The sequence below is a fragment of the Thermus antranikianii DSM 12462 genome (genome assembly GCF_000423905.1).
Taxonomy (GTDB): domain Bacteria; phylum Deinococcota; class Deinococci; order Deinococcales; family Thermaceae; genus Thermus; species Thermus antranikianii.
The window spans coordinates 45,648-70,125 of the sequence record NZ_AUIW01000004.1; the positions used below are offsets into that span (position 1 = coordinate 45,648).

Annotated in this window: 32 protein-coding genes; 17 read left to right on the forward strand and 15 right to left on the reverse strand. The window is 66.3% G+C overall.

Annotation, left to right across the window (positions count from 1 at the left end; translation table 11 throughout):
- Positions 1-44: 44 nt before the first annotated feature.
- The gene (locus G584_RS0104890; RefSeq protein WP_028493611.1) at positions 45-1,871 is read left to right on the forward strand and encodes an aldehyde ferredoxin oxidoreductase family protein; all 1,827 of its coding nucleotides are present in this window, start codon (positions 45-47) and stop codon (positions 1,869-1,871) included.
- Positions 1,872-1,927: 56 nt separating this feature from the next.
- The gene (locus tag G584_RS0104895) at positions 1,928-2,437 is read left to right on the forward strand and encodes a ubiquitin-like small modifier protein 1 (RefSeq protein ID WP_028493612.1); all 510 of its coding nucleotides are present in this window, start codon (positions 1,928-1,930) and stop codon (positions 2,435-2,437) included.
- On the opposite strand, the gene G584_RS0104900 is transcribed toward G584_RS0104895, so the two are convergent.
- From G584_RS0104900 to G584_RS0104910, 3 genes are read right to left on the reverse strand one after another with little or no spacing between them, the layout of a single operon-like run.
- A complete protein-coding gene (locus G584_RS0104900; protein WP_028493613.1) occupies positions 2,434-3,114 on the reverse strand; it encodes an ATP-binding cassette domain-containing protein in 681 nt (226 codons plus the stop codon). The two genes, G584_RS0104895 and G584_RS0104900, sit on opposite strands and share 4 nt — an antisense overlap.
- A complete protein-coding gene (locus tag G584_RS0104905) occupies positions 3,111-3,746 on the reverse strand; it encodes an ABC transporter permease (protein WP_028493614.1) in 636 nt (211 codons plus the stop codon). Before G584_RS0104905 ends, G584_RS0104900 begins: the two co-directional genes overlap by 4 nt.
- Positions 3,733-4,539: an ABC transporter substrate-binding protein gene (locus tag G584_RS0104910; protein ID WP_028493615.1), complete on the reverse strand. Its 807-nt coding sequence runs from the start codon at positions 4,537-4,539 to the stop codon at positions 3,733-3,735. The genes G584_RS0104905 and G584_RS0104910 overlap by 14 nt, the downstream gene beginning before the upstream one ends.
- A gap of 22 nt (positions 4,540-4,561) precedes the next feature.
- Here G584_RS0104910 and G584_RS0104915 point away from each other — a divergent pair, with 22 nt between their 5' ends.
- Both G584_RS0104915 and G584_RS0104920 read left to right on the forward strand, forming a co-directional pair.
- The gene (locus tag G584_RS0104915; RefSeq protein WP_028493616.1) at positions 4,562-4,843 is read left to right on the forward strand and encodes a DUF309 domain-containing protein; all 282 of its coding nucleotides are present in this window, start codon (positions 4,562-4,564) and stop codon (positions 4,841-4,843) included.
- A complete protein-coding gene (locus tag G584_RS0104920; protein ID WP_028493617.1) occupies positions 4,840-5,820 on the forward strand; it encodes an asparaginase in 981 nt (326 codons plus the stop codon). Before G584_RS0104915 ends, G584_RS0104920 begins: the two co-directional genes overlap by 4 nt.
- A 15-nt stretch (positions 5,821-5,835) precedes the next feature.
- Here the strand turns inward: G584_RS0104920 and G584_RS0104925 are convergent, their stop codons facing one another.
- Positions 5,836-6,156 (reverse strand): FUN14 domain-containing protein, encoded by a 321-nt coding sequence (locus G584_RS0104925; RefSeq protein ID WP_028493618.1) that lies wholly within the window; start codon positions 6,154-6,156, stop codon positions 5,836-5,838.
- Positions 6,157-6,192: 36 nt separating this feature from the next.
- Entirely contained in the window at positions 6,193-6,744 is a 552-nt protein-coding gene (locus G584_RS0104930) for an HD domain-containing protein (protein ID WP_028493619.1), read from the reverse strand.
- Between the two features lie 16 nt (positions 6,745-6,760).
- Here G584_RS0104930 and ispF point away from each other — a divergent pair, with 16 nt between their 5' ends.
- Together ispF and G584_RS13070 are read left to right on the forward strand one after the other, a co-directional pair.
- Positions 6,761-7,219, forward strand: a complete 459-nt coding sequence (gene ispF / locus G584_RS0104935; RefSeq protein WP_028493620.1) for a 2-C-methyl-D-erythritol 2,4-cyclodiphosphate synthase — start codon at positions 6,761-6,763, stop codon at positions 7,217-7,219.
- A 15-nt stretch (positions 7,220-7,234) separates the two neighbouring features.
- Positions 7,235-7,366 (forward strand): hypothetical protein, encoded by a 132-nt coding sequence (locus tag G584_RS13070; protein WP_272595911.1) that lies wholly within the window; start codon positions 7,235-7,237, stop codon positions 7,364-7,366.
- 39 nt (positions 7,367-7,405) lie between these two features.
- Here the strand turns inward: G584_RS13070 and G584_RS0104945 are convergent, their stop codons facing one another.
- On the reverse strand, positions 7,406-8,077 hold the full coding sequence (locus tag G584_RS0104945) for a tetratricopeptide repeat protein (protein WP_038050731.1): 672 nt from the start codon (positions 8,075-8,077) through the stop codon (positions 7,406-7,408).
- Between the two features lie 90 nt (positions 8,078-8,167).
- Between G584_RS0104945 and G584_RS0104950 the strand changes: the two genes are divergently transcribed.
- A complete protein-coding gene (locus tag G584_RS0104950) occupies positions 8,168-9,634 on the forward strand; it encodes a tetratricopeptide repeat protein (RefSeq protein ID WP_028493622.1) in 1,467 nt (488 codons plus the stop codon).
- Positions 9,635-9,698: 64 nt separating this feature from the next.
- Positions 9,699-10,517: an SAM hydrolase/SAM-dependent halogenase family protein gene (locus G584_RS0104955; protein ID WP_028493623.1), complete on the forward strand. Its 819-nt coding sequence runs from the start codon at positions 9,699-9,701 to the stop codon at positions 10,515-10,517.
- On the opposite strand, the gene surE is transcribed toward G584_RS0104955, so the two are convergent.
- The 3 genes from surE to G584_RS0104970 all read right to left on the reverse strand — a co-directional run bounded on the left by surE (position 10,465) and on the right by G584_RS0104970 (position 12,057).
- Positions 10,465-11,214, reverse strand: a complete 750-nt coding sequence (gene surE, locus G584_RS0104960) for a 5'/3'-nucleotidase SurE (RefSeq protein WP_028493624.1) — start codon at positions 11,212-11,214, stop codon at positions 10,465-10,467. The two genes, G584_RS0104955 and surE, sit on opposite strands and share 53 nt — an antisense overlap.
- 55 nt (positions 11,215-11,269) lie before the next feature.
- Entirely contained in the window at positions 11,270-11,476 is a 207-nt protein-coding gene (locus G584_RS0104965) for a cold-shock protein (RefSeq protein ID WP_015715977.1), read from the reverse strand.
- A 113-nt stretch (positions 11,477-11,589) separates the two neighbouring features.
- A complete protein-coding gene (locus G584_RS0104970; protein ID WP_028493625.1) occupies positions 11,590-12,057 on the reverse strand; it encodes an FKBP-type peptidyl-prolyl cis-trans isomerase in 468 nt (155 codons plus the stop codon).
- A gap of 129 nt (positions 12,058-12,186) precedes the next feature.
- Between G584_RS0104970 and cysK the strand changes: the two genes are divergently transcribed.
- A complete protein-coding gene (cysK, locus tag G584_RS0104975) occupies positions 12,187-13,101 on the forward strand; it encodes a cysteine synthase A (RefSeq protein ID WP_015715974.1) in 915 nt (304 codons plus the stop codon).
- On the opposite strand, the gene G584_RS0104980 is transcribed toward cysK, so the two are convergent.
- From G584_RS0104980 to G584_RS0105000, 5 genes are read right to left on the reverse strand one after another with little or no spacing between them, the layout of a single operon-like run.
- The gene (locus tag G584_RS0104980) at positions 13,098-13,736 is read right to left on the reverse strand and encodes an outer membrane lipoprotein carrier protein LolA (protein ID WP_028493626.1); all 639 of its coding nucleotides are present in this window, start codon (positions 13,734-13,736) and stop codon (positions 13,098-13,100) included. The two genes, cysK and G584_RS0104980, sit on opposite strands and share 4 nt — an antisense overlap.
- Positions 13,737-13,747: 11 nt before the next feature.
- A complete protein-coding gene (locus G584_RS0104985) occupies positions 13,748-14,509 on the reverse strand; it encodes a hypothetical protein (RefSeq protein ID WP_028493627.1) in 762 nt (253 codons plus the stop codon).
- The gene (locus G584_RS0104990; protein ID WP_028493628.1) at positions 14,506-15,627 is read right to left on the reverse strand and encodes an ABC transporter permease; all 1,122 of its coding nucleotides are present in this window, start codon (positions 15,625-15,627) and stop codon (positions 14,506-14,508) included. The genes G584_RS0104985 and G584_RS0104990 overlap by 4 nt, the downstream gene beginning before the upstream one ends.
- Complete coding sequence (locus G584_RS0104995; protein WP_028493629.1) at positions 15,624-16,481, reverse strand: ABC transporter ATP-binding protein; 858 nt, start codon at positions 16,479-16,481, stop codon at positions 15,624-15,626. Before G584_RS0104995 ends, G584_RS0104990 begins: the two co-directional genes overlap by 4 nt.
- The gene (locus G584_RS0105000) at positions 16,444-16,989 is read right to left on the reverse strand and encodes a TetR/AcrR family transcriptional regulator (RefSeq protein ID WP_245563318.1); all 546 of its coding nucleotides are present in this window, start codon (positions 16,987-16,989) and stop codon (positions 16,444-16,446) included. The genes G584_RS0104995 and G584_RS0105000 overlap by 38 nt, the downstream gene beginning before the upstream one ends.
- A gap of 158 nt (positions 16,990-17,147) precedes the next feature.
- On the opposite strand from G584_RS0105000, the gene G584_RS0105005 reads away from it, so the two are divergent.
- From G584_RS0105005 to G584_RS0105040, 8 genes are all read left to right on the forward strand, one after another.
- On the forward strand, positions 17,148-17,810 hold the full coding sequence (locus G584_RS0105005; RefSeq protein WP_028493631.1) for a PspA/IM30 family protein: 663 nt from the start codon (positions 17,148-17,150) through the stop codon (positions 17,808-17,810).
- Between the two features lie 67 nt (positions 17,811-17,877).
- A complete protein-coding gene (locus tag G584_RS0105010; RefSeq protein ID WP_028493632.1) occupies positions 17,878-18,519 on the forward strand; it encodes a hypothetical protein in 642 nt (213 codons plus the stop codon).
- 13 nt (positions 18,520-18,532) lie between these two features.
- Positions 18,533-20,380 carry a 1-deoxy-D-xylulose-5-phosphate synthase gene (gene dxs, locus G584_RS0105015; protein ID WP_028493633.1) on the forward strand — a complete coding sequence of 616 codons (1,848 nt, stop codon included), beginning with the start codon at positions 18,533-18,535 and terminating at the stop codon, positions 20,378-20,380.
- Complete coding sequence (locus G584_RS0105020) at positions 20,367-20,981, forward strand: MBL fold metallo-hydrolase (RefSeq protein ID WP_028493634.1); 615 nt, start codon at positions 20,367-20,369, stop codon at positions 20,979-20,981. Before dxs ends, G584_RS0105020 begins: the two co-directional genes overlap by 14 nt.
- Positions 20,978-21,988, forward strand: a complete 1,011-nt coding sequence (locus G584_RS0105025; protein ID WP_028493635.1) for a hypothetical protein — start codon at positions 20,978-20,980, stop codon at positions 21,986-21,988. The genes G584_RS0105020 and G584_RS0105025 overlap by 4 nt, the downstream gene beginning before the upstream one ends.
- A 38-nt stretch (positions 21,989-22,026) precedes the next feature.
- Entirely contained in the window at positions 22,027-22,662 is a 636-nt protein-coding gene (locus tag G584_RS0105030) for an SPASM domain-containing protein (protein WP_028493636.1), read from the forward strand.
- 28 nt (positions 22,663-22,690) lie between these two features.
- Positions 22,691-23,119: a c-type cytochrome gene (locus G584_RS0105035; protein WP_028493637.1), complete on the forward strand. Its 429-nt coding sequence runs from the start codon at positions 22,691-22,693 to the stop codon at positions 23,117-23,119.
- A gap of 57 nt (positions 23,120-23,176) precedes the next feature.
- Positions 23,177-24,154 (forward strand): hypothetical protein, encoded by a 978-nt coding sequence (locus G584_RS0105040; protein WP_245563320.1) that lies wholly within the window; start codon positions 23,177-23,179, stop codon positions 24,152-24,154.
- On the opposite strand, the gene G584_RS0105045 is transcribed toward G584_RS0105040, so the two are convergent.
- The gene (locus G584_RS0105045) at positions 24,141-24,461 is read right to left on the reverse strand and encodes a NifB/NifX family molybdenum-iron cluster-binding protein (RefSeq protein WP_015715960.1); all 321 of its coding nucleotides are present in this window, start codon (positions 24,459-24,461) and stop codon (positions 24,141-24,143) included. The genes G584_RS0105040 and G584_RS0105045 overlap by 14 nt on opposite strands.
- Positions 24,462-24,478 lie beyond the last annotated feature (17 nt).

The window sequence follows — 24,478 nt, forward strand, 5'->3', positions numbered from 1 at the left end:
TCTTGGCGACAGGTGTCTTCCCTTGGCCCAAGAGGAGGTGAAGGATGCTCGGCGGATATGCCCATAGGATCGCCCGTATCAACCTCTCTACAGGCCAGGTGGAGTACTTCGCCCCCGATCCCAAGGACCTGGAGATGTATGTGGGCGGAAGGGGTCTAGGGGTTAAGTACGTGTTTGAAAACGGGCCCAAAGTAGACCCCCTGGGCCCCGATAACCTCCTCTGCATCATGAATGGCCCTCTTTCCGGCACGCGGGCCAAGATGTCGGGGCGCCTGGCCGTGGTCACCAAAAGCCCCCTCACGGGCACGGTAACGGATAGCCACATGGGGGGTTGGACCGCGGCCAAGCTGAAGTGGGCGGGGTTTGATGGACTCCTCATCAAGGGAGCCTCGGATAAACCCGTTTACCTACTGGTGAAGGATGGGGAGGTCACCATCCACGATGCCTCGGACCTATGGGGCAAGACCACCCATGAAACCCACCGCATCCTGCGGGAACGCCACGGGGAGGATGCCGACGTGATGGCCATCGGCCCCGCTGGGGAGAACCTGGTCCGCTTCGCCAACTGGATCAACAACGACGAGCGTGCTGCGGGCCGAGGGGGCACCGGGGCGGTGGCGGGAAGCAAAAAGCTCAAGGCCATCGTGGTGGTGGGCAAGCAGGAGAACATGCCCCAACCCAAGGACCCCGAGCTCTGGCGGGAGGCCGACCGCCAGGCCTCGGCCACCATCAACGACCCCAAGAACGTGACCGCCCCCAAGAAGGGTGGGCTTTCCCTCTACGGCACCAACGTGCTCATGAACATCACCAACGTGATGGGAGCCCTGCCCACCTTCAACGCCCAGCACACCTGCATCGAAGGGGTACAGACCATCTCCGGAGAGTACATCCGCGAGCACCGCCTTATCAAGGACAACACCTGCCACGCCTGCCCCGTGGCCTGCAAGAAGATGGTGGAGATCCACATCAACGGCAAGACCATCCGCTTCGAATCCTACGAGTACGAGTCCGCCTGGGCCTTGGGGGCCCACTCCGGCCACACCGACACCGACTGGACCGGGTACGCCATCTACCTCTGCAACGCCTACGGCCTGGACACCATCGAGACAGGCAACGCCATCGCCGTCCTCATGGAGGCCACGGAGAAGGGCTACTACCAGGGTCCCGATGGGATCCGCTTTGGGGACAAGGAGGGCGAGGCCCGCATCATCGAGGCCATCGCCTACCGCCGGGGAGTAGGGGACGGCCTGGCGGAGGGCCCAGCCCGCTGGGCCAAGGCCATCGGCCACCCCGAGATTGCCCTCGAGGTCAAGGGGCAATCCATCCCCGCCTACGACCCCAGGGGGCTCAAGGGCATGGGCATCGCCTACGCCACCTCCAACCGGGGGGCCTGCCACCTCCGGGCCTACACCCCTGCCTCGGAGATCCTAGGCATCCCCTACAAGACCGACCCCTTGGCCTGGGAAGGGAAGGGGAAGCTCACCAAACTCCTTCAGGATCTTTCGGCTTTCACCGATTCCTTGGACCTTTGCAAGTTCAGCCAGTTCGCCGAGGGTCCCGAGGAGTACGCCAAGCAGCTTTCCGCCTACTGGGGCCGGCCCGTGACCCCCGAGGAGATCCTCCTCATCGGGGAGCGCATTTATAACCTAGAGCGCTACTACAACAACCTGGCAGGCTGGGCGGAGGGCTCCGACTACCTGCCCGAGCGCTTCCTCAAGGAACCCTCCGACTGCGCAGGCTCCAAGGGCCAGCTCACGGAGCTGGACCTGATGTTGCAGGAGTACTACCAGGAGCGGGGTTGGGAGAAGGGGGTGGTGCCCCCGGCCAAGCTCCAGGCCTTGGGCATCCTGTCCGCCGCCGCGGACGACTAAGGGGTACCCTAAGGAGACCCGGGCCACCGCCCCCGGGTCTCCTTTAAACTCTTCCTATGCCTAAGGTGAACCTGTACGCCACTTTCCGAGACCTGGTGGGCAAGGGCCAGGTCCAGGTGGAGGGAAGAACGGTTGGGGAAGTTTTGGAGGCCTTGATCAAGGCCTATCCGGCCCTAAAGGAGGAGCTCTTCGAAGGCGAGGGCCTAGCTGAACGGGTCTCGGTTTTCCTGGAGGGCCGGGATGTGCGTTACCTAAATGGGCTTGCCACCCCCCTGACGGAGGAAGCCACCTTGGACCTCTTCCCCCCGGTGGCGGGCGGAACCTTCGCCCAGCGCTTCGGGGCTTTGCCCGCCTGGCTCTTGGAAAGGTACCTCAGCGAATGGGGTGGGAGAAAGCTGGAGGAGGGAGTCTACGCCCTCCCCGGGGCCCGGGTGCGCTTTGCCGAGGCGGAACCCTTAAGGGTGGGAAGCCTCTCCCTCCCCCAGATCGAGGTGGAGGTGGAAGGGGAGGCAGCGGAAGCCTGGTTCGGCCGCATCCACCTGGCGGCAGCCCGGGGGGGAGGTTAAGGAAGCAGCCGTCCCTCCAAAAAGGCTTGGCTCCTCGAGTCCCTTGGGCTTTGGAAAAACCGGTCCACGGGGGCTTCCTCCACCACCTGGCCCTGGAAGAGGAAGACCACCCTATGGGCCAGCCTGCGCACCTGGAAGAGGTCGTGGGTGGCCAGGACCACCCCCCGGCCTCCCCTGGCCGCCTCCTGGAGCAAGGCCTCCACCTTCAGGGTGTTGGCGGGGTCCAGGCTGGCGGTGGGCTCGTCCAGTAACAGGGCTGCAGGCTCCACCAGAAGCGTCCTGGCCAGGGCCAGGCGCACCACCTCCCCCCCGGAGAGGAGATGGGCGGGCTGACGGGCCTTGCCCTCCAAACCCACCTGTTCCAGGAGCCTAAAGGCCCGGGCCAGGGCCTGGCGCCGGGGCACTCCCCGGAGCAACAGGCCAAAGGCAGCGTTTTCTAGGACGCTACGCCGAAGAAGGGGTGGGGTCTGGGGCAGGTAGGCCCGGAACTCCCCTTCCACCTGCCCCTCCTCCGGGGGCAGGAGGCCGGCAAGGAGGCGGAGAAGGGTGGTCTTGCCGCTTCCCGAAGGCCCTAGCACCGCCAGGATCTCCCCGGGGTGCACCTCGAGGTAGGGAACCTCGAGGCGAAAATCCCCGTAGCGGTGGACCAACCCCTGGGCCTTTAAAACCGGACTCATTCCCGCTCCAGGATAACCAGCAGGGCGGTGACCAAGAGGGCCACCCCCAGGAGAATAAACCCTAGGGCCAAGGCGCTTTCCAGCTCCCCCTTTCGGGTTTCCACCACGATGGCCGTGGTAAGGACCCGGGTGTGGTGGCGGATATCCCCGCCCACCAAGGTGGCCGCCCCCACTTCGCTGATGGCCCCGCCGAAGCCGGCGGCCAAGGCGGCGGCCAGGATGCGGCGGCTTTCCCAGAACAGGGTGGGAAGCACCTGGCCCTCCTTGCCCCCCAGGCTCCGCACCAAAAGCCGCACCTCCTCCACCCTGCCCCTGGCCCCCGAAAGCACGAAGGCGGCGATGAGGGGGAAGGCCAAGACCGCCTCCGCCAGCACCATGGCATAGGGAGTGTAGAGGAGGCCCAAGGATCCCAAAGGGCCCGAGCGGGAAAGGAGGAGGTAGAAGAAAAGCCCCACCACCACGGAGGGGAGGGCAAGGCCGGCGTAGAGGAGAATCCGCCCGAAAACCCCCCCACCCCCCTTCAAGGCCAGCCAAAGTCCCAAGGGCACGGCGGGAAGAGCCGCCAGCAAGGTGGCAAGCCCCGCCACCCAGAGGCTGCGCAAGGAAATCTCCAAAAGCTCAGCGGCCGCCACCTCTGGGGATGATACACCGCCCCCTCAAGGGCTTAAAGAGCGGGATCCCCCCCACCCGCAAACCCTCCACCAACCGGGCCGCCTCCTCCGTGGCCAGGAAGCGGCGCAGGGCCTCCGCCTCCTCCGCCTTCGCCCCCTGAGGCACCAGGTAATAGGTGTACTGGTTCAGGAGAAGGGGATCCTCCCGCTGATAAAGGGCCTCCAGGCCCCGTTTGCGGCCCACGGTGAGGTGGGTGGCCAGGTCGGAGAGGGTGTAGGCTCCCTTCTCCGCCGCCAGAACCAGGGTCTGGCCCATGCCCGCCCCCGACTCCAGGTACCAGCCTCCTCGGGGGGTTAGGCCTGCCTTCCGCCAGAGCTCCAGCTCCTTCAGGTGGGTGCCCGAGCGATCCCCCCGGGACACGAAGGGAGCCTGGGCCCGGGCAATCCGCCGCAAGGCCTCCAGGACATCCCCTACCCCCCGGATCCGGGCGGGATCCCTTTTTGGCCCCACCAGGAGGAAGCTATTCTGGGCCAGGCAGAAGGGCTGGGCAATGATGCCGCGCTCCAAGGCTTCCCCCTCGAGGTCCGGGGCATGGACCAGGACCGCATCCACATCCTTACGCTCGGCCAACCGCAAGGCCTGCCCCGTGCCCACGGCCAAAACCTCCACCCGAACCCCCGTAGCCCGCCCGAAGGCCGGCAAAAGCCGGTCCAAAAGCCCCGAGTCGTAGACGCTGGTGGTGGTGGCGAGCCTAAGCCCCAGGGCTGGAACCGAAGCCAGGGCCAGCAGCAAGGGCGCTAGGACAAAGCGCATGGCCCCAGTTTAGCCTTAAGGCGTGGAAGCCTTGGGTGAGGCCTGGCGTCTTTTGCAAGAGGGCCAATACTTTGAAGCACACGAGGCCCTGGAGGAAATCTGGCGGGAGGCGCAGGGAGAGAAACGGCGCTTTTTGCAGGGGCTCATCCTCCTGGCGGCGGCCCTGCACCAGGCCAAGACCGGGCGGAGAGGCCTGAGGAACCTGAAAAAGGCGGAAGGGAAACTCCTGGGCTTCCCCTCCCCCTACCTTGGCCTGGACTGGCGGCCCCTTTTTGAGGAAGCCCGGCGTAGACTTGGGGCGTGAACGCTTGGGTCTACGCCTACCGCGGCCAAGAGGTGGAAAACCGGCACCGCATTTCCCTGGCCATCCACGGGCCAAAGGGCCTACTGGCCTATGCGGGAAACCCCGGGTTATGGGCCTACATGCGCTCCTCGGCCAAGCCCTTCCAGGCCCTGGCCCTCTTCCTCACGGGGGCGGTGGAGCGGTTTGGCATCACGGAGGAGGAAGTGGCCCTGGCCACCGCCAGCCACGACGGCACCCCCCGCCATGTGGCGGTGGCTTCCGGCTTCTTAACCAAGCTGGGCCTCGGCCCTGAGGTCCTGGTCTGCGGGGTCCACCCCCCCTCCTCCAGGGAGGCCCGGAAGGCCCTGGAGGAAGCCGGGCAAAGCCCCACGCCCCTCCACCACAATTGCTCGGGGAAGCATGCGGGCATGCTGGCCGCAAGCCTGGCCCTGGGGGCTAGCCCCGAAGGCTACGAGAACCCCGACCACCCGGTCCAGGTCCTGAACCGGAAGACCCTGAGGGAGCTCTCCGGGGTGGAGCCCCTCCTGGCCATCGACGGGTGTAGCGTCCCCACCTTTTCCCTACCTCTTTCCCGGGCTGCCCGGGCCTTTTACCTCCTGGCGGTGCCGGAAAGGGCCCTCGAGGCGTACCGGGAACCCCTCCGCAAGGTGCAGCAGATCATGCGCCGCCACCCCGAGCTGGTGGCAGGACCCGGGAGCATCGACACCCTCCTGATGGAGCGCCTGCCGGTGGTGGCCAAGCGGGGGGCCGATGGCTACTACGGCCTGGCCCTTCTGGAAAGCCCCCACGGGCCCCTGGGGATCGCCTTGAAGGTGGAAGACGGCTCGGCCCAGGCCCGGGAGGTGGCGGTGGTGGCCCTCCTCCGGCTCCTGGGCTTGGATCCCGGGCCCACCCCTTGGGACCAGCCCGAACGCAGGAACTACCGGGGGCTCCAGGTGGGCTATCTGAAGGCCCACCTGGAACTCACCTGGGTCTAGGGCGTCTCCTACTCCTCAGCCGGCCCGCAGGCCCAGGATCAACCCACCCACGAAGCTAGCCCCGAAGGGCAGGTTGTAGGTGAGGGTGGTGAGGAGCCTCTCCCACAGGCTCTGCAAGCCCGGTTGCTGGAGGAGAGGCTCCACATCCCTTTGGATGCGGGTCCAGTCCACCTGGATGTAGCCCGCCTGGGCCAAAAGCTGCACGGCCACGAAGAGGAGGCCGAGGGCCACGGCCAGGAGGCGGCCCAGCTTTTTCAAGGCGTAGCCCACCGCATACCCCGCCAGGCCGCCAAAGGTCACCTGCCCCAGGTAAGGGCTTAGGTCGGGTAGCTCCACGCCCTCCACCCTAGCGGAACACAGGGGCGAAGGCAACTACTTTAGGCCCAGTAGCTCCGCTTCCTTCCTCATGGCCTCGAGGACAAAGGCCATGTGCTCGTCCAGGGAAAGGCCCAGGTCCTCGGCCCCCATCCGGATCTCCTCCCGGTTCACCCCCCGGGCGAAGGCCTTGTCCTTGAACTTTTTCTTCAAGCTGGAAAGCTCCAGGCCCAGGATGGAGCGGTCCGGGCGCACATAGACCGCGGCGGTGATCAAGCCCGTAAGCTCGTCCACCGCGAAGAGGGCCTTGGCCATCAGGGTCCTGCGGGGTACCCCGGTGTAGGAGGCGTGGCCCAGGATGGCCTCCAAGACCTCCTCCGGGTAGCCCAGGCGCCTCAGCTCCTCCACCCCCCGGTAGGGATGCTCCTGGGGGTACTTCTCGTAGTCCATGTCGTGCAGGACCCCGGCCATGGCCCAAAGCTCCTCGTCCCCCCCGAAGCGGCGGGCATAGGCCCGCATGGCCACCTCCACCGCCCGCATGTGCCGCCTCAGGGACTCGCTTTCCGTCCAGGCTTCCATGAGGGCTAGGGCTTCCGCAAAGCTCGGCATGCCCTAAAGTATAGCCATGCGCCTAGGTTACGGGGAGGATAGCCACCGCCTTATAGAGGGAAAACCCCTATACCTCTGCGGCCTCCTGATTCCAAGCCCCCACGGGGCCCTGGCCCACTCGGATGGGGACGCTCCCCTGCACGCCCTCACCGACGCCTTGCTCTCCGCCTTTGGCCTTGGGGATATCGGCCTCCTCTTCCCCGACACCGACCCCAAGTGGCGAGGAGCCCGCAGCGAGGTCTTTCTAAAGGAAGCCCTCCGCCTCGTTGAGGAAAGGGGGGGAAGGTTGATCCAGGTAAGCCTGGCCATCATCCTGGACCAGCCCAAGCTTTCCCCCCACCGGCAGGGCCTTCAGGAAAATCTCTCCCGGCTTCTTGGCCTACCCCCGGACCGCATCGGCCTTACCTTCAAGACCTCGGAGGGCCTGGCGGTAGCGCACGTGCAGGCCCGAGCCATGGTGCTTTTGGAGGGTTGAGCCTCCGCTGCCCTGGTGGGAGCCCTTGTGGTCTATGCCCTCTACAGCACCCATCCGGAAGGGGCCCTTTTCGCCGGGACCCTGGCCACCGTGCTCTTGCATACCTTCGGGAGGCGGCTTGGTCTTAGGTTCCCCACTCCAAGGTAAAAGGAGGCCGGGCGTGCCCGGCCCCTGAACTCCTTGGGTCTACTTCAGCTTGGCAAGCTCCTGCCGGGCCCTCTCCTGGTCGTAGCGGTCGGCGGCGGTTTTGGCGGGAAGGGAGAGGGCGGTTTCCAGCTGCTTTCTGGCCTCCTCCTTCTTGCCCCAGGCGGCAAGGACCCTGGCGTACTCCACCCGGTGGATGATCCCATCCGGCTCCAGCTCGATGGCCTTTTGCATGAGGGGCTCCACCCTGGAGCCATCCGCCCCCTGGGTGGCCGCCACCAGCCAGCCCTTCTGCACCAGCTCAAAGTGCCAGAGGGCCAGGGCCACCATGGCCCCAGCGTGGTCGGGCTCGAGCTTCAAGGTCTTCTCCAGGTCGCCTCGGATCCTGGGGGCCAAGCCCTCCGCCAGGGCCTCGAGGATCCCCTTGAACTGGGAAAGCCGCCCTAAGGCCCGGGCCCGCTCAAAGTAGCCCTCGGGGTAATCCGGAGCCTTGGCGATGGCCTGGGAGGCCGCCTTCTCCGCCTTTTCAAACCAGGCGCGCTTCTCCTCGGGCTTGGCCTGGTAAAGGGCGTAAAAGCTGGCTCCCTTGGCCGCCAGGGCCAAGGCCTCGGGGGTACCCAGTTTCAAGCCCAGCTCATAGGCTTCCTGAAACCGCCCGGCATCCACCAGGGCCGACACCTGGGGGGCCTGGGCCAGGCCAGCAACCCAAACCATCGTGGCAAGTACGGTTATCCAGCGCCTCATGGGCTTCACCGCTGAGGGATTATACCCGGTACAAGAGAGGTGGGGCGTAAACTGGAAGGCATGAGGCTTATCGGGGGATTGCTGGTTCTCTTGGGCCTACACCTCCTCTCTCTCGCTTGGGCCCAGGAAGCCGAAGAGTTTTTCGCCCGTTGCCAGCGCCTATACCAACAAGGGGCGCTGGAAAGCGCCCAGGCCACCTGCGAGCTGGCCCTCACCAGCGATCCGGAGCACCGGCCAAGCCTCCTCCTTCTCGCCCGCATCCACCTGGAAAGGGGGGACCTCGCGCAGGTGGAAGGCTACCTGGGACGCCTGGGGGATGAGCCGGAGGCCCAGCTCCTTCGCGCCCGGCTGCTTTTGCAAAAGGGCCAGGCCGCCGAGGTGCTAAGGCTTTCCCTCCCCCCGGGGCCCGAGGCCAACCTCCTCCGGGCCATGGCCCTCGAGGCCCTCCACCGGTACGAGGAAGCCTTGAAGCTGGCCCAAGGCTTGCCCTCCACCCCCGAGGCACGCCTTTTGCTGTCCCGGCTCCATCTAGCCCTGGGAAGGCCCCAGGAGGGTCTCACCTTTCTGGGCTCCACCCTTGTGGAGAGGCTGGAGCGAGGCCGCCTCCTCTTCCTCTCGGGGAAGCCCCAGGAGGCCATCCCCCTTCTGGAAGGGCTCTTGCCGGAGCTTTCGGCCCAGCCAGGGTTGCAAGGCCAAGCCCTTTCCCTCCTGGCCTTGGCCTACCTGGGGCAGGGGCAGCTCGTCCAAGGACAAGCGGCCTTGAAACAGCTTTCTACCCTGGAAAACCTCCCGGCCCGCTTCCTGGCCCAGGCTTGGCCTTGGCTTCTCGTCTTCCTGGCCTTTTTGCTCCTGGTCCTCCTGGGGGAAAGCCGCATAGAGCCCTTGCGCACCCTCGAGGTGGTGGAGGATCCCCTGCCGGGTCCGGGAAGCCTTTACCTGACCCTCCTGGGCACCCTCCTCCTGGCCCTCCTCCTGGCCGCCTTCCTAGGCAAAATCCTTTTCGCCAACGCCCTGGCCCTGGTCACCCCTTACCAGAAGGACCTGATCCTCCCTGGCTTTTACCTGTTCTATAGCCTCCTGCTCTTCGCAAGCCTCTTTCTCCAGAGAGGCTTCCGCAAGCGCCTTCCTGCCCTTCTGGGTCCCTGGCCAAGCTGGATCGAGGGGTTTTGGGTGGGGCCGGCCCTGGTCCTCCTCCTTTTCCTCTACGGGTGGATCCGGGAGCCCTTGGGGCTAGGCACCCTCCCCTTAAACCTCCTCGCCTTTTTGGGCCTAGCCCTCATGGAGCCCTTCTTCCGGGGTCTGGTCCCCTTGGTCCTTAAGGAACGGTACCGGGACCTTGCCCCCTACCTGACGGCCTTGCTCTTCGCCGTAGCCGTACCCGGGCCCACCTTCCTTCTCCTCCTCCTGGGGGCGGGCCTCCTCTGGGCCAAGGAGCGGGCAGAGGGCACCCTGGGTCTGGCCTTGGGCTGGGTGGTGGCGGGGGTGATCCTGGCCCTTTTTCCCGCCGCCTGGCTCCGGAGCTTCTGATGCCGCCCTATCCTGGCTTTGCCAGGGTGGGGGCCCAGGTAAAACCCCGTAGGCTAAGGGCAGGATGCGCCCCGTCTTCTTCCTCTCCGATTTTGGCCTCGAGGACCCCTACGTGGGCGTGGTCAAGGCCGTCCTCTGGGAAAAAGCCCCCGGGGTACCCGTCCTGGACCTGGCCCACGCCTTACCCCCCCAGGACCTGCGCCGGGCTGCCTACGCCCTTTTTGAGGCCCTCCCCTACCTGCCGGAACAGGCGGTGATCCTGGCGGTGGTGGACCCTGGGGTGGGCACGAGCCGGCGGGCCATCGCCGCCCTAGGGAGGCGGCTTTACGTGGGGCCTGACAACGGCCTTTTCACCCTGGCCTGGCTTCTGGACCCACCCACCCGAGCCTACGAGATCGCCCGCATCTCCCCCCCAAGCCCCAAGGGCGTCCTCCCCCTGCCAGGCTGGGCCCCGGGGGGCCACACCTTCCACGGCCGCGACCTCTTCGCCCCCGCCGCTGCCCACCTGGCCCTAGGGCTGGCTCCGGAGGAGCTTGGACCGGAGGTGCCCGCCCAGGATCTAACACGCCTTCCCCTCACCCTCACCCCAGGCCCAGAAGGGGAGATCCTCACCTTTGACCGCTTCGGCAACGCCATCACCACCCTCCTCGAGGCTCCCTTGGACAGCCTGGTGGAGGTGGCGGGGAAACGCATCCCCATCCGCAAAACCTTCGGCCAGGTGGAAGTGGGGGAGGCCGTGGCCTACCTGGGAAGCGGAGGCCTCCTGGAGATCGCCCTCAACCGGGGAAACGCCAAGGAGGCCCTAGGGCTAAGGGAAGGGATGCCCGTGGTCATACTTCCTCCACCCAGCGGGCCACCTCACCCAACAGATCCGCCGCCGTGAAATCCAGGCTCACGGGGGTGATGGAGATGTACCCCCTGCGCACCGCGTAAAGGTCCGTTCCCTCCTCCTCCTCCCCCACGGGAGTGCCGGCGATCCAGTAGTAGGGCCTCCCCTCGGGGTCCAGGCGCTCCACCACCGTGTCCTCCCAGTGGTGGGTGGAAAGCCGGGTAACCATGACCCCTTTGGGCACCCCCGCTGGGAAGTTCACGTTGAGGAGAACCCCCTTGGGAAGCCCCTTTCGCATCACCAGGCGGGCGATCCTCACCGCCCACTCCGCCGCCAGGGTGAAGTTGAGCTCCTCCCCCGAGGTGTCCAGGCTGAAGGCGATGGAGGGAATGCCCAAGGAGGCACCCTCCAAAGCCGCGGCCACCGTGCCCGAGTGGGTGAGGTCCAAGCCCAGGTTGACCCCGATGTTGATGCCGGAGACCACCAGATCGGGCCGGCCCAAAAGGTGAACACCCAGCACCACGCAGTCCGCAGGAGTGCCGTCCACCCGGTAGGCGGGGATCTCCCCGAAGCCCGCGCTGGCGGTGTGCTTGAACCGTAGGGGCCGCCTCACGGTGATCCCGTGGCCCACCGCGGACTGTTCCACATCCGGGGCCACCACACAAACCTCCCCCAGAGCCCGCATGGCCAGGCCCAGGGCCTTGATCCCGGGGGAAAAGATGCCGTCGTCGTTGGAAACCAGGATGCGCATGGCTTAAGCCTAAAACAAAAAGGCCCCCGAAGGGGCCTTTGGGCGGAAAGATCCTTTAGAGGCGGCGGACCTTCTTGGCCTGGGGGCCCTTGCCGCCCCGGCCGGCCTCCACCTCGAACTCCACCCGGTCCCCCTCGTTCAGGGTGCGAAACCCCTCGGCCTCGATGGCCGTGAAGTGCACAAACACATCCGGACCCTCTTCCTGCTGGATGAACCCGTAGCCTTTTTCCGCGTTAAACCACTTGACGGTACCCTTCTTCATGCTTCTCCTTCATCCCGAAAACCCACCTGGCTTTCCAGGGACTCTTCACTATTCCACGGATTACCCAAAAAGTCAAGCCCCAAAGCACAAGGGGCCTGAGGGAGGCTTTGGGCTTAGTGGTGGTGCCCGCCCTCGTGCACGTGGCCGTGAAGGATCTCCTCGGGGGTAGCCTCCCGGACCCTTACCACCTCCACCTCGAAGTCCAGGTCCTTACCCGCCAGGGGGTGGTTGAAGTCAATGGTCACCTCTTCCCCCTGGACCTCCACCACGGTGAGGGGCATGGGGTTCCCCTCCATGTCCTGGGCATAGAACTGGGCCCCGGGCACCACCTCCGCGTCCTCGGGGAAGGCGGAGAGGGGCACCACCTGAACCCCCTCGGGGTCGCGGGGTCCATAGGCCTTGTCCGCAGGCACACGGGCCTGGAAGATCTCCCCCTCCTCGCGGCCTTCCAGCTCCTCCTCGAGGCCCCGGATCAGGTTGCCGTGCCCGTGCAAGTAGGAAAGCTCCCCCTGGTCCAAGACCTCCCCCTCCACCTGGAGGGTGTAACGGATGGTCACTACCTTGTCTTGTTCCACCTTCATGGTCACCCTTTCGCAAGCCAGGCTTGCTCCCCTTAGCCTAGCAGACCCGCCCCTTGGAGGAAAGGTGGGGGAAGCTTTCCCCGTATCCAAGCCCCTTTCCCCTGCCCTTGCAAGCCCTATAGTAGGGGTATGCGGGTGGAAACGATCATCGGCAAAACCCCGGTGGTGCGCCTTTTCAAGGTGGTGGAACCCGATATGGCCGAGGTGTGGGTGAAGCTGGAGGGCCTCAACCCCGGGGGGTCCATCAAGGACCGGCCCGCCTGGTACATGATCAAGGATGCCGAGGAAAGAGGCCTCCTCCGCCCCGGCTCCGGCCAGGTCATCGTGGAGCCCACCAGCGGCAACACCGGGATCGGCCTGGCCATGATCGCCGCAAGCCGCGGCTACCGCCTCATCCTCACCATGCCCGCCCAGATGTCCGAGGAGAGGAAGCGGGTGCTGAAGGCCTTCGGCGCCGAGCTGGTCCTCACCGACCCGGCGAGGCGGATGCTGGCCGCAAGGGAGGAGGCCTTGCGCCTTAAGGAGGAGCTTGGGGCCTTCATGCCCGACCAGTTCGCCAACCCCGCCAACGTGCGGGCCCACTACGAGACCACCGGGCCGGAACTCTTTGAGGCCCTAGAAGGGCGGATCGACGCCTTCGTCTACGGCTCGGGCACCGGGGGGACCATCACCGGGGTGGGGCGGTACCTGAAGGAAAGGATCCCCGGGGTGAAGGTGATCGCCGTGGAGCCCGCCCGCTCCAACGTCCTCTCCGGGGGCAAGATGGGCCAGCACCAGTTCCAGGGCATGGGACCCGGCTTCATCCCCGAGAACCTGGATCTTTCCCTTCTGGATGGGGTCATCCAGGTGTGGGAGGAGGATGCCTTCCCCCTGGCCCGGCGGCTGGCCAAGGAGGAAGGGCTTTTCCTGGGAATGAGCTCGGGAGGGATCCTGTGGGCAGCCCTGCAGGTGGCCAGGGAACTGGGCCCTGGCAAGAGGGTGGCCTGCATCAGCCCGGATGGCGGCTGGAAGTACCTCACCACCCCCCTCTACGCCGAACCCTAGCGCCGCACCACCTGGGCGTCCTTGGGGTAGCGCTTGAGATCCTGGGGGCGTAAGGAGGCTTTCTTGAACTCCACCACCCGCAGGTCGGCCATCACCTTCCCCACCTCGTCCCGAAACACGAAGCGCACGGGCCTGGGATCGTTCTTCAGGATGTAAAGCTCCAGGGTGGCGAAACCCTGGCCCTCCTGTGCCCGGCCCACCAGCTTCCAGACCACCCCCTCCGGCAGGCGCTCCTCCCCCACAAGGCGAAGGCTCACCCGTTCGGAAAGCCCCTTCAGGTCCCCAAGGCCCTGGGGGCTAAACCCCAGGCCCTGCACCTGGGCCTTTTCCTTGGGGCTCACGATGAGCTGGTTCGTGAGGTAAAGGTAGTTCCAGACCTCCTTTTCCGTGATCAGGGTGAAGTTGCCCTCTAGAGAGCCCGGTTTCTGAAACTCTATGCGGAAGAGGTTTTCCTTGGGAATGGCCAGCACCCGGGCTTTGAGCTCCTCCTGCCCTCCGGGTCCCTGGATCTGGCCCTGCACCACCGCCTGCCAGGGGTCCTGCAGGTTCCTCTCCACCCGGTCCAGGATCTCGGAGACGCTTTGCGCCAGAGCCAGGCCCAGGGCCAGGAGCAAAATACCCCAGGGTTTTTCCATAAATCGCCTCCTCATGGCCACCTCCAGGCGTACCGGACCCAGGCGTAGGGAGCCTCCCTGTACCCTCCCTCGAGCCCCAAGTCCCCAAGCCACACCCCGAGGCTACCCGCAAAGGGATAGGAAAGGGTGAGGAAAAGGCTAGCCTCCCCTAAGTAAAGCCCCGCCTCGAGGCGATTTAACCCCCCTAAGCGCAGGGCGAGGTCCAGAACCTCCATCCCCTCCCCCACCTCGCCCTTCCAGCCCAAAACCAGATAGGGCAGGCCGGAAAAACCCGCCCCCAGGGTATAGGTGGCCTCCTCCCTCAGGGCGTAGCTCACCTCGGCCCGCAAGACCTCTCCCCTTTCCAAGAGCAGGCCCACCACCTCCTTGGGCACCAGGCGGTAACGCAGGGAAAGCCGGCCGAACACCCCCTCCTCGGGGAACAGGGGGAAAACCCTCTTGGAGCGGTAGCCGAGCCGCGCCGCCAGGGCCAGGGGGCCGGCACCCCCTTCGGCAAAGGCCATCCCCCCAAGCCCCCCCACCCCCACCTCGGCTTGCAGGCCATAGGCCAGGTACCCCAGGGGCCCTAGGGCGAGGCTCGAGGAAAGCCCCAAGGCCCCCCGGCTTTCCTGCCCCACCTGGAGCTTCCCGTAGACCTCCCCCGGCTCCAGGGTGAAGCCTCCCTCGAGGGTGGAGGCTAAGCTTCCCGAAACTCCATAAACACCGGCCTCGAGGCGCCCTTGGGCCAGGGCCAAGCCCAAAGCCACCCACCCCGCCCACCAGATCCTCTTCATGCCACCACCTGCCTTTGGAAGCGCACGGAGGCCAGGAAGAGGACCAGGGCGGAAAAGAGGAGAAGGGCTGCCAGATGGGGCCAGAGCACCGCAAACCCCACTCCCTTGAGCATCACCCCGCGGAGGACCTCTATGAGGTACCGGGCCGGCACCAGATAGGAAAGAAGCTGGAAAAAGCGGGGCATGCCGTCTATGGGGAAGACGAAGCCGGAAAGGAAGATGGTGGGAAAGGCGTAGGCATAGGTGCCGAAGACCGCCTGCACCTGGGTCCGGGCCAGGGTGGAGATGAGAACCCCTGCGGCCAACGAGCCCAGAACGAAGAGGAAGATGGCCAAGAGGAGGAGGGCCAGGCTCCCCCGCACCGGGACCCCAAACACGAAATGCCCCAGGCCCAGCACCAGCAGGGCCACCCCGAAGGCGATGAACAGGTAGGGCAGCACCTTGCCCAGCACCATCTCATGGGGGCGCAAGGGGGAGGCCAGCAGGCTTTCCATCATGCGGCTTTCCACCTCCCTCACGATGGACAAAGCGGTGAGGAGGACGGTGAACATGGTGAGCACCAGGCCGATGATGCCGGGGATCATGAACCAGGCGGTCTTGTTCTCGGGGTTGTAGAGGGTGTGGAGGTTGGGGTTCAAGGGAAGCAACACCGCCTCCCCCGCCATGGCCCGGCCCACCAGGATGCGGGCGTTGACCTCCTGGATGGCCTTCCGCAAGGCCGCCTGGGCCTGGAAGGCGAAGTTGGGGTCGGAGCCATCCACGTAGACCTCCAGGCTCACGCTCTCCCCCCGCCGCACCTTGTCCAGGGCCCCAGGGGGCACCACCAGCCCCACCCGGGCCTGGCCCCGGTCCACCGCCTGCACCACCGCCTCCGGGCTTGCCGCCCGGTGGACCAGGCGGAAGCGGTCCTCCTTCGTGAGCTCCGCCAAAAGCGCCTGGCTGATGCGGTCCTGGGAGGCATCGTAAACCGCCAGGGGGATGTGGCTAAGGGTGAAGTTGATGGCGTAGCCGAAGAGGAGGAGCATCAAGGTGGGGAGCAAGACGATGAGCCGCGGCAGGACATGGTCCCTCCGGATCTGCAAGAACTCCTTCTCCGCCAGGGCCAGGATGCGGTTCATAAGACCTCCTTGGTAAGGAGGGTGAAGACGTCCTCGAGGCTGGGCTCCACCTCCTCCAATCCTCCCAAGGGAGCCTCCCTCCGGGCGATGAGCCGGACCCCGGCTCCGCTCGGCCAGGCCTCGAGGACCCCCGGCATCCCCCGGGCCTCCCTCAGGGAAAGCCCGGGAGCGTAGAGAAAGCGGGCCCTTGCCTTGGCCAGGGCCTTCAGCTCCTGGGGTGTGCCCGTGGCCAGCACCCGGCCGCCGAAGAGCAGGGCCAGGCGGTGGCAACGCTCCGCCTCGTCCATGTAATGGGTGGTGACCAAGACCGCCGCCCCCCTCTCCGCCTCCTGGTGGATGAGCTCCCAGACGCTTCTCCGGGAAAGGGGATCCAAGCCGGTGGTGGGCTCATCCAGGAAAAGCACCTCGGGGCGGTGCACCACCGCCTGGGCCAGGGCCAGGCGCTGCCGCCATCCCCCGGAAAGATGCCCGGCCAGGGTGTGGGCATAGGGCAAAAGGCCAAAGCGCTCCAGGACCTCCCGGACCAGGGGGCGGGCCTCCTTGGGCCGGTACAGGCGGGCGCGGAAGAGGAGGTTCTCCTCCACCGTGAGGTCGCGGTAAATGCTTTGCTCCTGGGTGGCGTAGCCGATCCTGGCCTTCACCCGGTGGGGCTCCCTTCCCACCTCCAACCCCGCCACCCAGGCCCTTCCCCCATCGGGCTTGAGAACCCCGGTGAGGATCCGCACCAAGGTGGTCTTCCCCGCCCCGTTGGGCCCCAGGAGGTCGAAGACCTCCCCGGGGCGCACCTCGAGGCTCACCCGGTCCAAGGCCTTGAGGCTACCGAAGCTCCGACTGACCTCCTCTGCCTGCACCATATCTGCCCTCCAGATACCCCCTCAGATAGGCCGCCTTATCCAGGGGCAGGCGCACCCCCAAGGCCTCCCCCAGAAGGAAGCGGGCCATCAAGGGTCCCACAAAGGCCAAGGCCATCTCCTCGGGAGGCTCATCGGACCGGAGAAGACCCTTGCGCTGCTGGGCCCGGAAGAAGCCCACCACCCTTTCCAAGACACCCAGGATGCCTTTCGGAGGTCCTGCGCCCCTTAGCCCCGGGTGGCGGAGAAGCTCGGCCAGCAGCTTGGGCAAAAGGGCCTGGTGGGCCTTTAGGAGGTCCAGGTAGGCCTCCAAAAGCTCCTTTAGGCCCTCCTCCAAGGGAGCCTCCTCCGCGGGGAGGCGTTCCAGAAACCCCGCCGGGATAAAGCGGGAAAGGGCCGCCCGCAAAAGGGCCTCCTTGCTGCCGAAACGCCGGAAGAGGGTTACCTCGTTCACCCCGACCCGCCGGGCGATCTCCTTGGTGGTGGCCCCCCGGTACCCCCGCTCAGCCAAAAGCTCCAGGGCCGCAAAAGCAGCCCGCGATCCGGATCCTTGCCCCAGCCCTGGTCCTCCGGCCCTGCAAGTAAGTGCATACTTACAGCGCAAGCCTACCCCCTTTCTCCCCCAGGGTCAAGGGTGGGTGTGGCATACTCAACCTAGGAGGAAAAACCATGACCCTACTGGACCGCCTAAGCCGTCTCATCCGGGCCAACCTGAGCGACCTGCTGCGCCGGGCCGAGGACCCCGAGAAGATCATCAACCAGGCCCTGGAGGACATGAAAGAAGCCCTAAGGGAGGCCCGGGAGCAGGTGGCGGCTGCCATGGCTGAGGGCAAGCGCCTGGAACGGGAGGTGGAAAGCCACCTGAAGGAAGCCGCCCTCTGGGAGGAAAAGGCCAAGGAGGCCCTGAAGGCAGGCCGGGAAGACCTGGCCAAGGAGGCCCTTAAGCGCAGGAAAAGGGCTTTGGACCTGGCCGAGGGCTTCAAGCAGCAGGCGGAGGAGCAGAAGGCCCTTGTGAACCGCCTCATGACCCAGCTCAAGGCCCTCGAGGCCAAGATCGACGAGGCCGAGGCCAGGAAAAAGCTCCTTCTCGCCCGCAAGAAGGGGGTGGAGGCCGCCGAGGCAGTGCGGCGGATGGAATCCAAGCTGGACGCCCACCCGGCCCTCGAGGCCTTTGAGGAGATGGAGGCCCGCATCCTCTCCATGGAGGACCGGCACGAGGCCCTGAAGGAGCTGGATGGCCAGGACCTGGAAAAGGAGCTCGCCGCCCTCTCCGCGGAAAAGGAGCTGGAGGAGGAGCTTTCCCGCCTCAAGAAGGAGCTTGGCCAGTCCTAATCCGGGCATCCCTCCTTGTGGGCAGCGTGAGCCGGCCCACCGGGGCTTAAGGGGTAAACTCCGTATCATGAGGCGGTACCTTATGGCCCTCGCCCTCCTTCTGGCCGCCTGTGCCCCCCAGGCCACCCAGGCCCCCGAGGCCCGGCCCCTTCTTAAGGAAACCGCCTTTTATCCTGCCACCACGGGCCTGGAGTGGGTCTATGTGCCCGAGGGGGAGGCCCTTTCCTCCCCCCCCTACCGGGTGCGGGTGGAGGGCCCGGCCCTTTACGAGGGACAGGAGGCGGTGCGCTTCCGAAGCTTCGGCCGGGGGGAGGACAGGGTCTACTACCGGCAGGTGGGAGCCTTTGGCGTGCGGCTTTTGGGCTTCCAGGACCCCTCCGCCCGGGTGGTCTTCACCCCCCCCATCCTGGAGTACCCCCCGGAGGCCCTCCTAGCCGTGGGCTACCGCTGGGGGGGCAGGGTGACGGTGCGGGTGGAACTCCTCACCCCTGGGGGACGGGAGCCCCTGGCCCAGGGAGGCCTGAGCTATGCCATGGAGGTGTTGGAGGAGCGGGAGGTGCGCCTGCCCGCCGGGGTCTTCCAGGTGTACCGCATCCGCCAGGTCTACCAGGACGAGCGCGGCCAGGATGCCCGGGAAGTCTGGTTTTCCCCCAGGGTGGGGGAGGTGCGCACCCGGGAAGGCCGCGTTCTGGTGGAGAAGAACTTCTAGCTAGGGGGAAACGATGGTACTGGACAAGGTGAATAGCCCGGACGACCTGAAGGGCCTGACCCTCGAGGAGCTCCTGGCCTTGGCCGAGGAAATCCGGAGCGAGATCATCCGGGTCACGGCGCAAAACGGAGGCCACCTGGCAAGCTCCCTAGGAGCGGTGGAGCTCGTCCTAGCCCTGCACAGGGTCTTCCAGTCCCCTAAAGACCGCATCCTCTTCGACGTGGGCCACCAGGCCTACGCCCACAAGCTCATCACCGGGCGCAAGGACCGCTTCCACACCCTAAGGCAGGAAGGGGGGCTTTCCGGCTTCACCAAGGTTTCCGAGTCGGAGCACGACGCCATCACCGCCGGGCACGCCAGCACCTCCTTGGCCCATGCCCTGGGCATGGCCATCGCCCGGGACCTGGCGAAGGAGGACTACCACGTGGTGGCGGTCATAGGGGATGGGGCCCTCACCGGAGGAATGGCCCTGGCCGCCCTCAACAAGATCGGGGAGCTAGGCAAGAGGATGCTCATCATCCTGAACGACAACGAGATGAGCATCTCGGAAAACGTGGGGGCCCTCAACAAGTACTTCAAAGAGCTTCAGATAAGAAAGTGGGTCCAGGACGCCGAGAAGCTGGGCCGGAGCATCCTGGAACACATCTCCCCCAAGCTCTTCGGCCTGGTGGACCGGGCCAAGGAAGCGGCCAAGCTCATCCTCCACCAGGAGAACCCCTTCTACGCCTGGGGGATCCGCTACATCGGCCCCGTGGACGGCCACGACCTCAAGGGGCTCATCCACATCCTGGAGCACCTCAAGGAGCTGGACGGCCCCACCCTGCTCCACGTGGTCACCAAGAAGGGAAAGGGCTACAAGGTGGCCGAGGCCGACCCCATCTACTGGCACGGGCCCTCGGGCTTTGACCCCCTCAGGCCGGAGAAGGTTTCCAAGGGCTACACCTGGAGCCAGGCCTTTGGGGACGCCGTCACGGAGCTGGCCTATCTGGAACCCCGCCTCTTCGTCCTCACCCCGGCCATGCGGGAGGGGTCGGGCCTGGTGCGCTACTCCGTGGAGCACCCGGACCGCTACCTGGACGTGGGGATCTGCGAGGATGTGGCGGTGACCACGGCGGCGGGCATGGCCCTACGGGGCCTCAAGCCCATCGTGGCCATCTATTCCACCTTTTTGCAACGGGCCTACGACCAGGTGATCCACGACGTGGCCATAGAGGCCTTGCCCGTGATCTTCGCCATAGACCGGGCGGGGGTGGTAGGGGCCGACGGAGCCACCCACCACGGGGTTTTTGACATCGCCTACCTGCGCACCATCCCCAACCTGCAGATCGCTGCCCCCAAGGACGCCTTGGAGCTAAGGGCCATGCTGAAGAAGGCCTTAGAGATCGGGGGGCCCATCGCCATCCGCTACCCCCGGGACAACGTGGAACGGGCCCCGGAGGGCGCCTGGCCCGAGATCCCCTGGGGCCGGTGGGAGGTGCTCAAGGAGGGCACCGAGGCCTACATCCTGGCCTTCGGAAAGACCTTGAAGTACGCCCTCGAGGCCGCCTCGGACGACCCCAGGATCGGAGTGGTGAACGCCCGGTTCCTCAAGCCCCTGGACCGGGAGATGCTCAAGGCGCTTGCCCGCTACCGGCTCCTCACCGTGGAGGACCACCAGCGGATGGGGGGGTTTGGGAGCGCGGTCCTCGAGGCCCTAAACGAGATGGGCCTGAAGCCTCAGGTGAAGGTCCTGGGCCTGCCCGACCGCTTCCTGGAGCACGGCTCCATCCCAAGCCTCCACCGCCAGGCTGGGATCGACGCCGAGGGCATCCGGAAGGCCCTGGCGGAAATGGGCGTCCCTCCCACCTATGAGAGGGCTTGAGGCCCTCCCCTTCGCCGCCAACCTTTACAGGGTTCCCGTAGCGGAAGGGTACTTCCTGGTGGACGCCGGGCTTCCCTGGGAGGCGGGAAGGCTTCTAAGGCTCCTCAGGGAACCCCCCAGGCTCCTCTTCCTCACCCACCACCACACGGACCATAGCGGCGGGGCCCGGGCCCTTTGGGAACGGTTTGGCCTTCCCATCCTGGCCCATCCCAAGGAGTGGCCCTACCTGACCAAGGAAAAGCCCCGCCCTCCCCTACCCATACCCCTCCTGGGTCCCTGGCTCGCCAACCTGGCCCCGCCCCTTCCCCGGGAGGCCTTGAGGCCAGTGGAGGAAGGGGAGGAGGTCCTGGGCTGGCGGGTGGTGGAGCTTCCCGGCCACACCCTGGGGCAGGTGGGGCTTTTCCGGGAAGGCCTCCTGATCGCCGGGGATGCCTTAAGGGGCAAGGGCCTTCCCCCCAGGTTCATCAACGAGGACCCAGAGCTTACCAAGAAGACCGTGCGCAAGATCCTGGACCTGGGAGCAGAAACCGTCTACCTGGGCCACGGAGGGCCCCTCTCCCGCCAGGAGGTGGAGGCCTTGGCCCTTAAACTGGGGGTATGAGAAAAGTCCAAGCGGGCCTCCTAGCCCTCCTTTGGAGCCTGGGCGCCTTGGCCTGGACCCAGGAGGTGGTGGTCTACCCCGGCTTCGCTGAGGTCAAGGAACCCGTGCTCCTTCCCCCTTCCGCCTGGGTCTATTTGGCCGGGGAGAAACTTTCCCGCATGGCCCCGGGATCCTTAAGGCTCCTTGGGGTGGAGGAAAAGGAGCGCATCTACCAGGGAACGGCGGTCCTTTTCCGTTACCAGGGGGAAGGACCCGCCACCCTGCGCTACCTTTACACCGGGCTTTCCGGGGAGGTCTTTTACACCCTGGAGGAGGGAAGGCTCACCCTCTGGGCCCGGCTCCGGCTGGAGGGAAGCCCCCTGGAAGCCAGAAAGCTCACCCTGCTCGCCGGGGAAGCCCCCCTTCTCGGGGTGGCCGAGGCCAAGGAGGTACCCATGCGGGCTCTGGCCGAGGCGCCTTTGGGGGAAAGCCCCTTTGGCCTCTTCCGCTACCCCCTGCCCCCGGGCCGGCTGGAGCCCGGCACCACGGAGATTCCCGTCCTCAAGGCCCAGGTAAGCCCAACCCGGCTTCTTCGCTACCAAGGACCCTTCCGCACGGGCAGGTTTCTGGCCCTGGAGCGGGGCTACCGCTTTAAGGCACCCTTCCCCCTGGCTCCGGGGAGCCTCGAGGTGGTGGAGGAAGGCTTCTTTCTGGGCCAGGCCCCGCTTCCCGCCACCCCTGAGGGAGAGGTGGCCGAGGTGTGGCTGGGGCGGGACCTCGAGGGCCGGCTGGAACGGTCGGTGAGCCTGCTGGGCCAAAGCGAAAGAGAAGCCACCTACCGGGTGGAAACCCGCTTCAAAAACCCCTACCCCTACCCCATCGCCCTCCTCCTCTCAGAAGCCTTCCCCCAGCCCTTCCGCCTGGACTTCCCCGAGGCCGCCCACCTGCCCCAGGGCTACCGCCTGGAGGTCCCCCTTAAACCCGGGGAGGCCCTTACCCTGGTCTACCGCCTCACCCTTCCCCGCTAGGGACATCTGCCCCCACCCCCAGGCGGCATCCTGGAGGCATGAAGCCCGACCTTCACCGCTTCCCCCTCCTGGTGGCCTGGGAGATGACCCGGGCCTGCCTGCTCGCCTGCCAGCACTGCCGGGCCTCGGCGGTGCCGGACCCCTTACCCGGGGAGCTCACCCTGGTACCCGTGGGCCGGGGAGCGCTTTTAGAGCAACTTTCCCCCGAGGAATACGAGGAGGTGATGCACCTCCTTTACGATCTCTCCCGCCGCTACCCCTTCAAGGTGCGCACCACGGAAGGCCCCATGTTCCGCCGGGTGGCCTTGGAGCGCCGCAAGAAGGAAGGAGGGGAGGACGGGGCCCTGGTGGGGGAAGGCCGGGGGGTGCACCTCTCCGACGGCTTCGGCTTCGTCTTCGTTTCCTCCACGGGGGAGGTGTATCCTTCGGGGTTTCTTCCCCTCTCCGCCGGCAATGTGCGGGAGAAGCCCCTTCTGGAGATCTACCGAAATAGCCCCCTTTTCCTCGAGCTCCGCAACAAGGCCCTTCTAAAGGGCAAGTGCGGGGTCTGCGAGTACCGGGAGCTTTGCGGGGGAAGCCGGGCCCGGGCCTGGGCGGAAACCGGGGACCACCTGGCCGCCGACCCCCGCTGTGCCTACATCCCTAAGGGCCTAGGACAAATGCCCCTGGCCTAAGGGGAGCGGGGTTCCCCATAATGGAGCCATGAAGCGCCTCTTGCCCGCCTTGCTCTTCCTGGGCCTTCTGGCCCTTGGGCAAAGCCCTGGGGCCAAGCTCTACTCCGCCAACTGCCAAAGCTGCCACCAGGCCACGGGCCAGGGGGTCCCTGGAGCCTTCCCGTCCCTCACCCACCTGGACAAGGTGGTCCAGGCCAAAGGGGGCCGGGAGTACCTGATCCGGGTGGTCCTCTACGGCCTCCAGGGAAGCCTTACGGTGGAGGGCAAGACCTATAACGGGGTCATGCCCCCCTTCCGCCAGCTCAAGGACCAGGAGGTGGCCGACCTCCTGAACCACGTCCTCACCACCTTCGCCAAGTCCAAGGCCAAGCCCATAAGCGCCGAGGAGGTGAAGGCGCAAAGGGCCAAGGCCCTCTCCCCCCAGGAGGTCCTCAAGTCCCGTCCCCCGGTCAAGTAGACCGGTGTACTCCCTCCCCCCGGGGCCTTTAGGCCCCGGGCACCTTTTCCTTAGCCCTTGGCGGGGGATAATGGTCTTGCCGTGGGGCCTGGGTTCCACCTTCTCTACGCAAGGCGCCTGGCCTGGCGCCACCGGCTCCTCTTGGCCCTTCCCTTGGCGCTTCTGGGCTTTCTCCACCCCTTCTTCGCCCTGGCCTCCCTCCTACCCTTTTTGCTTCCCGCCCGCCTTTGGGAAGGGCGGGCGCTACGGGAGATCGCCCGGGCCAGCCTGGCCTATCCCACCGCCTTGGCCTACGGGGAGGAACGGCTTTGGCAGGAGGCCCGCAAGGTGGAGATCCCTCCTCCCCCCTTCCCCCTGGGCCTTCTTGCCCTCTACCTGGTCCTCCTGGCCTTGGCCCTGGGCTCGTGGACGGGGCTTCCTCCCAGGGAAGCAAGCCCCTTCTGGTCCCTTCCCAGCGCCGGGCGCCCCGCAATCCCCCAAACCCCCTCGGAAAGGGAGAAGCCAGCCGAAGCACCCGGGGCTTCACCTGGGAAAACCACGCCGCCCCCGGATTCCCCAGAGGCCCTCAGGATCCCGCAAGGGAAGGAACCAGGCCAGGGCCATTCCACCCCAACCCTCCAGGAGGGAAGGGAACCGGAGCCCAGCCCCCAGGGATCTTCCCCCGGGGGTTCCCCCCGGGCCCCGGGGCAGGGAACCCAAGCGCCAAGCAGGGGGGAAGGAAAGCCAGAAACCACCCAGGAGGTCCCAGGTCAGGAACCGGGCCAGCCTAAGGAAGCAGGCACCCCCACCCCAGGTGCCTCAGGACCCTCCCCAACCCTGGAGGCTCCCGCCTCCTTGCCCCTCCCACAGCCCACCGGACCCGGGCAGGAGCTCCTCGGGCCCGGCCGGGAAGGAAAGGGCCGGGACCTACCCTCCCCCTGGCGGGAGGGAAGCCCCCCAGAGGAGGTGCGCCGGGGAGTGGAGGTCTACCTGGAGCGCACCCCCCTCTCCCCTGAGGCCAAGGAGCTTCTAAGGCGCTACTTTAGCGGGCCCTGACCTTTTCTAAAGCCTCGGCCACGCTCACCGGACCCACCTCCAGCCGCTCCGCCATGGGGAAGGCCCCCATGGAACCCCCGTGGCCGAAGCGGGCCCCCACCCGCAGGTCCACATCCTTGAGAAGCTCCCGCATGAGCTCGTGCTTCCTTCCGCCCTCCATGGCGGCGTAGGGGTTTTCCCGCACCTCGAGGAGGCTCACCTTTCCTCCCCCTTCCACCTCGTAGATGGCGAAGCGGGGGGCGTGCCCGAAAGGACCCGGGTAAACCTTCTGGTCGTCGTTTTTGGATAGGGCGATGGCGATGCGCATAGCCCTAGGATACACCC

What these genes read in the sequence shown, in the direction of transcription:
- G584_RS0104890 (WP_028493611.1), top strand. Translation starts at nt 45, where the DNA reads ATGCTCGGCGGATATGCCCATAGGATCGCCCGTATCAACCTCTCTACA.
- G584_RS0104895 (WP_028493612.1), top strand. Translation starts at nt 1,928, where the DNA reads ATGCCTAAGGTGAACCTGTACGCCACTTTCCGAGACCTGGTGGGCAAG.
- G584_RS0104900 (WP_028493613.1), bottom strand. Translation starts at nt 3,114, where the DNA reads ATGAGTCCGGTTTTAAAGGCCCAGGGGTTGGTCCACCGCTACGGGGAT.
- G584_RS0104910 (WP_028493615.1), bottom strand. Translation starts at nt 4,539, where the DNA reads ATGCGCTTTGTCCTAGCGCCCTTGCTGCTGGCCCTGGCTTCGGTTCCA.
- G584_RS0104930 (WP_028493619.1), bottom strand. Translation starts at nt 6,744, where the DNA reads ATGCCGAGCTTTGCGGAAGCCCTAGCCCTCATGGAAGCCTGGACGGAA.
- ispF (WP_028493620.1), top strand. Translation starts at nt 6,761, where the DNA reads ATGCGCCTAGGTTACGGGGAGGATAGCCACCGCCTTATAGAGGGAAAA.
- G584_RS0104945 (WP_038050731.1), bottom strand. Translation starts at nt 8,077, where the DNA reads ATGGTTTGGGTTGCTGGCCTGGCCCAGGCCCCCCAGGTGTCGGCCCTG.
- G584_RS0104950 (WP_028493622.1), top strand. Translation starts at nt 8,168, where the DNA reads ATGAGGCTTATCGGGGGATTGCTGGTTCTCTTGGGCCTACACCTCCTC.
- G584_RS0104955 (WP_028493623.1), top strand. Translation starts at nt 9,699, where the DNA reads ATGCGCCCCGTCTTCTTCCTCTCCGATTTTGGCCTCGAGGACCCCTAC.
- surE (WP_028493624.1), bottom strand. Translation starts at nt 11,214, where the DNA reads ATGCGCATCCTGGTTTCCAACGACGACGGCATCTTTTCCCCCGGGATC.
- G584_RS0104965 (WP_015715977.1), bottom strand. Translation starts at nt 11,476, where the DNA reads ATGAAGAAGGGTACCGTCAAGTGGTTTAACGCGGAAAAAGGCTACGGG.
- G584_RS0104970 (WP_028493625.1), bottom strand. Translation starts at nt 12,057, where the DNA reads ATGAAGGTGGAACAAGACAAGGTAGTGACCATCCGTTACACCCTCCAG.
- cysK (WP_015715974.1), top strand. Translation starts at nt 12,187, where the DNA reads ATGCGGGTGGAAACGATCATCGGCAAAACCCCGGTGGTGCGCCTTTTC.
- G584_RS0104980 (WP_028493626.1), bottom strand. Translation starts at nt 13,736, where the DNA reads ATGGAAAAACCCTGGGGTATTTTGCTCCTGGCCCTGGGCCTGGCTCTG.
- G584_RS0104985 (WP_028493627.1), bottom strand. Translation starts at nt 14,509, where the DNA reads ATGAAGAGGATCTGGTGGGCGGGGTGGGTGGCTTTGGGCTTGGCCCTG.
- G584_RS0104990 (WP_028493628.1), bottom strand. Translation starts at nt 15,627, where the DNA reads ATGAACCGCATCCTGGCCCTGGCGGAGAAGGAGTTCTTGCAGATCCGG.
- G584_RS0104995 (WP_028493629.1), bottom strand. Translation starts at nt 16,481, where the DNA reads ATGGTGCAGGCAGAGGAGGTCAGTCGGAGCTTCGGTAGCCTCAAGGCC.
- G584_RS0105005 (WP_028493631.1), top strand. Translation starts at nt 17,148, where the DNA reads ATGACCCTACTGGACCGCCTAAGCCGTCTCATCCGGGCCAACCTGAGC.
- G584_RS0105010 (WP_028493632.1), top strand. Translation starts at nt 17,878, where the DNA reads ATGAGGCGGTACCTTATGGCCCTCGCCCTCCTTCTGGCCGCCTGTGCC.
- dxs (WP_028493633.1), top strand. Translation starts at nt 18,533, where the DNA reads ATGGTACTGGACAAGGTGAATAGCCCGGACGACCTGAAGGGCCTGACC.
- G584_RS0105020 (WP_028493634.1), top strand. Translation starts at nt 20,367, where the DNA reads ATGAGAGGGCTTGAGGCCCTCCCCTTCGCCGCCAACCTTTACAGGGTT.
- G584_RS0105025 (WP_028493635.1), top strand. Translation starts at nt 20,978, where the DNA reads ATGAGAAAAGTCCAAGCGGGCCTCCTAGCCCTCCTTTGGAGCCTGGGC.
- G584_RS0105030 (WP_028493636.1), top strand. Translation starts at nt 22,027, where the DNA reads ATGAAGCCCGACCTTCACCGCTTCCCCCTCCTGGTGGCCTGGGAGATG.
- G584_RS0105035 (WP_028493637.1), top strand. Translation starts at nt 22,691, where the DNA reads ATGAAGCGCCTCTTGCCCGCCTTGCTCTTCCTGGGCCTTCTGGCCCTT.
- G584_RS0105045 (WP_015715960.1), bottom strand. Translation starts at nt 24,461, where the DNA reads ATGCGCATCGCCATCGCCCTATCCAAAAACGACGACCAGAAGGTTTAC.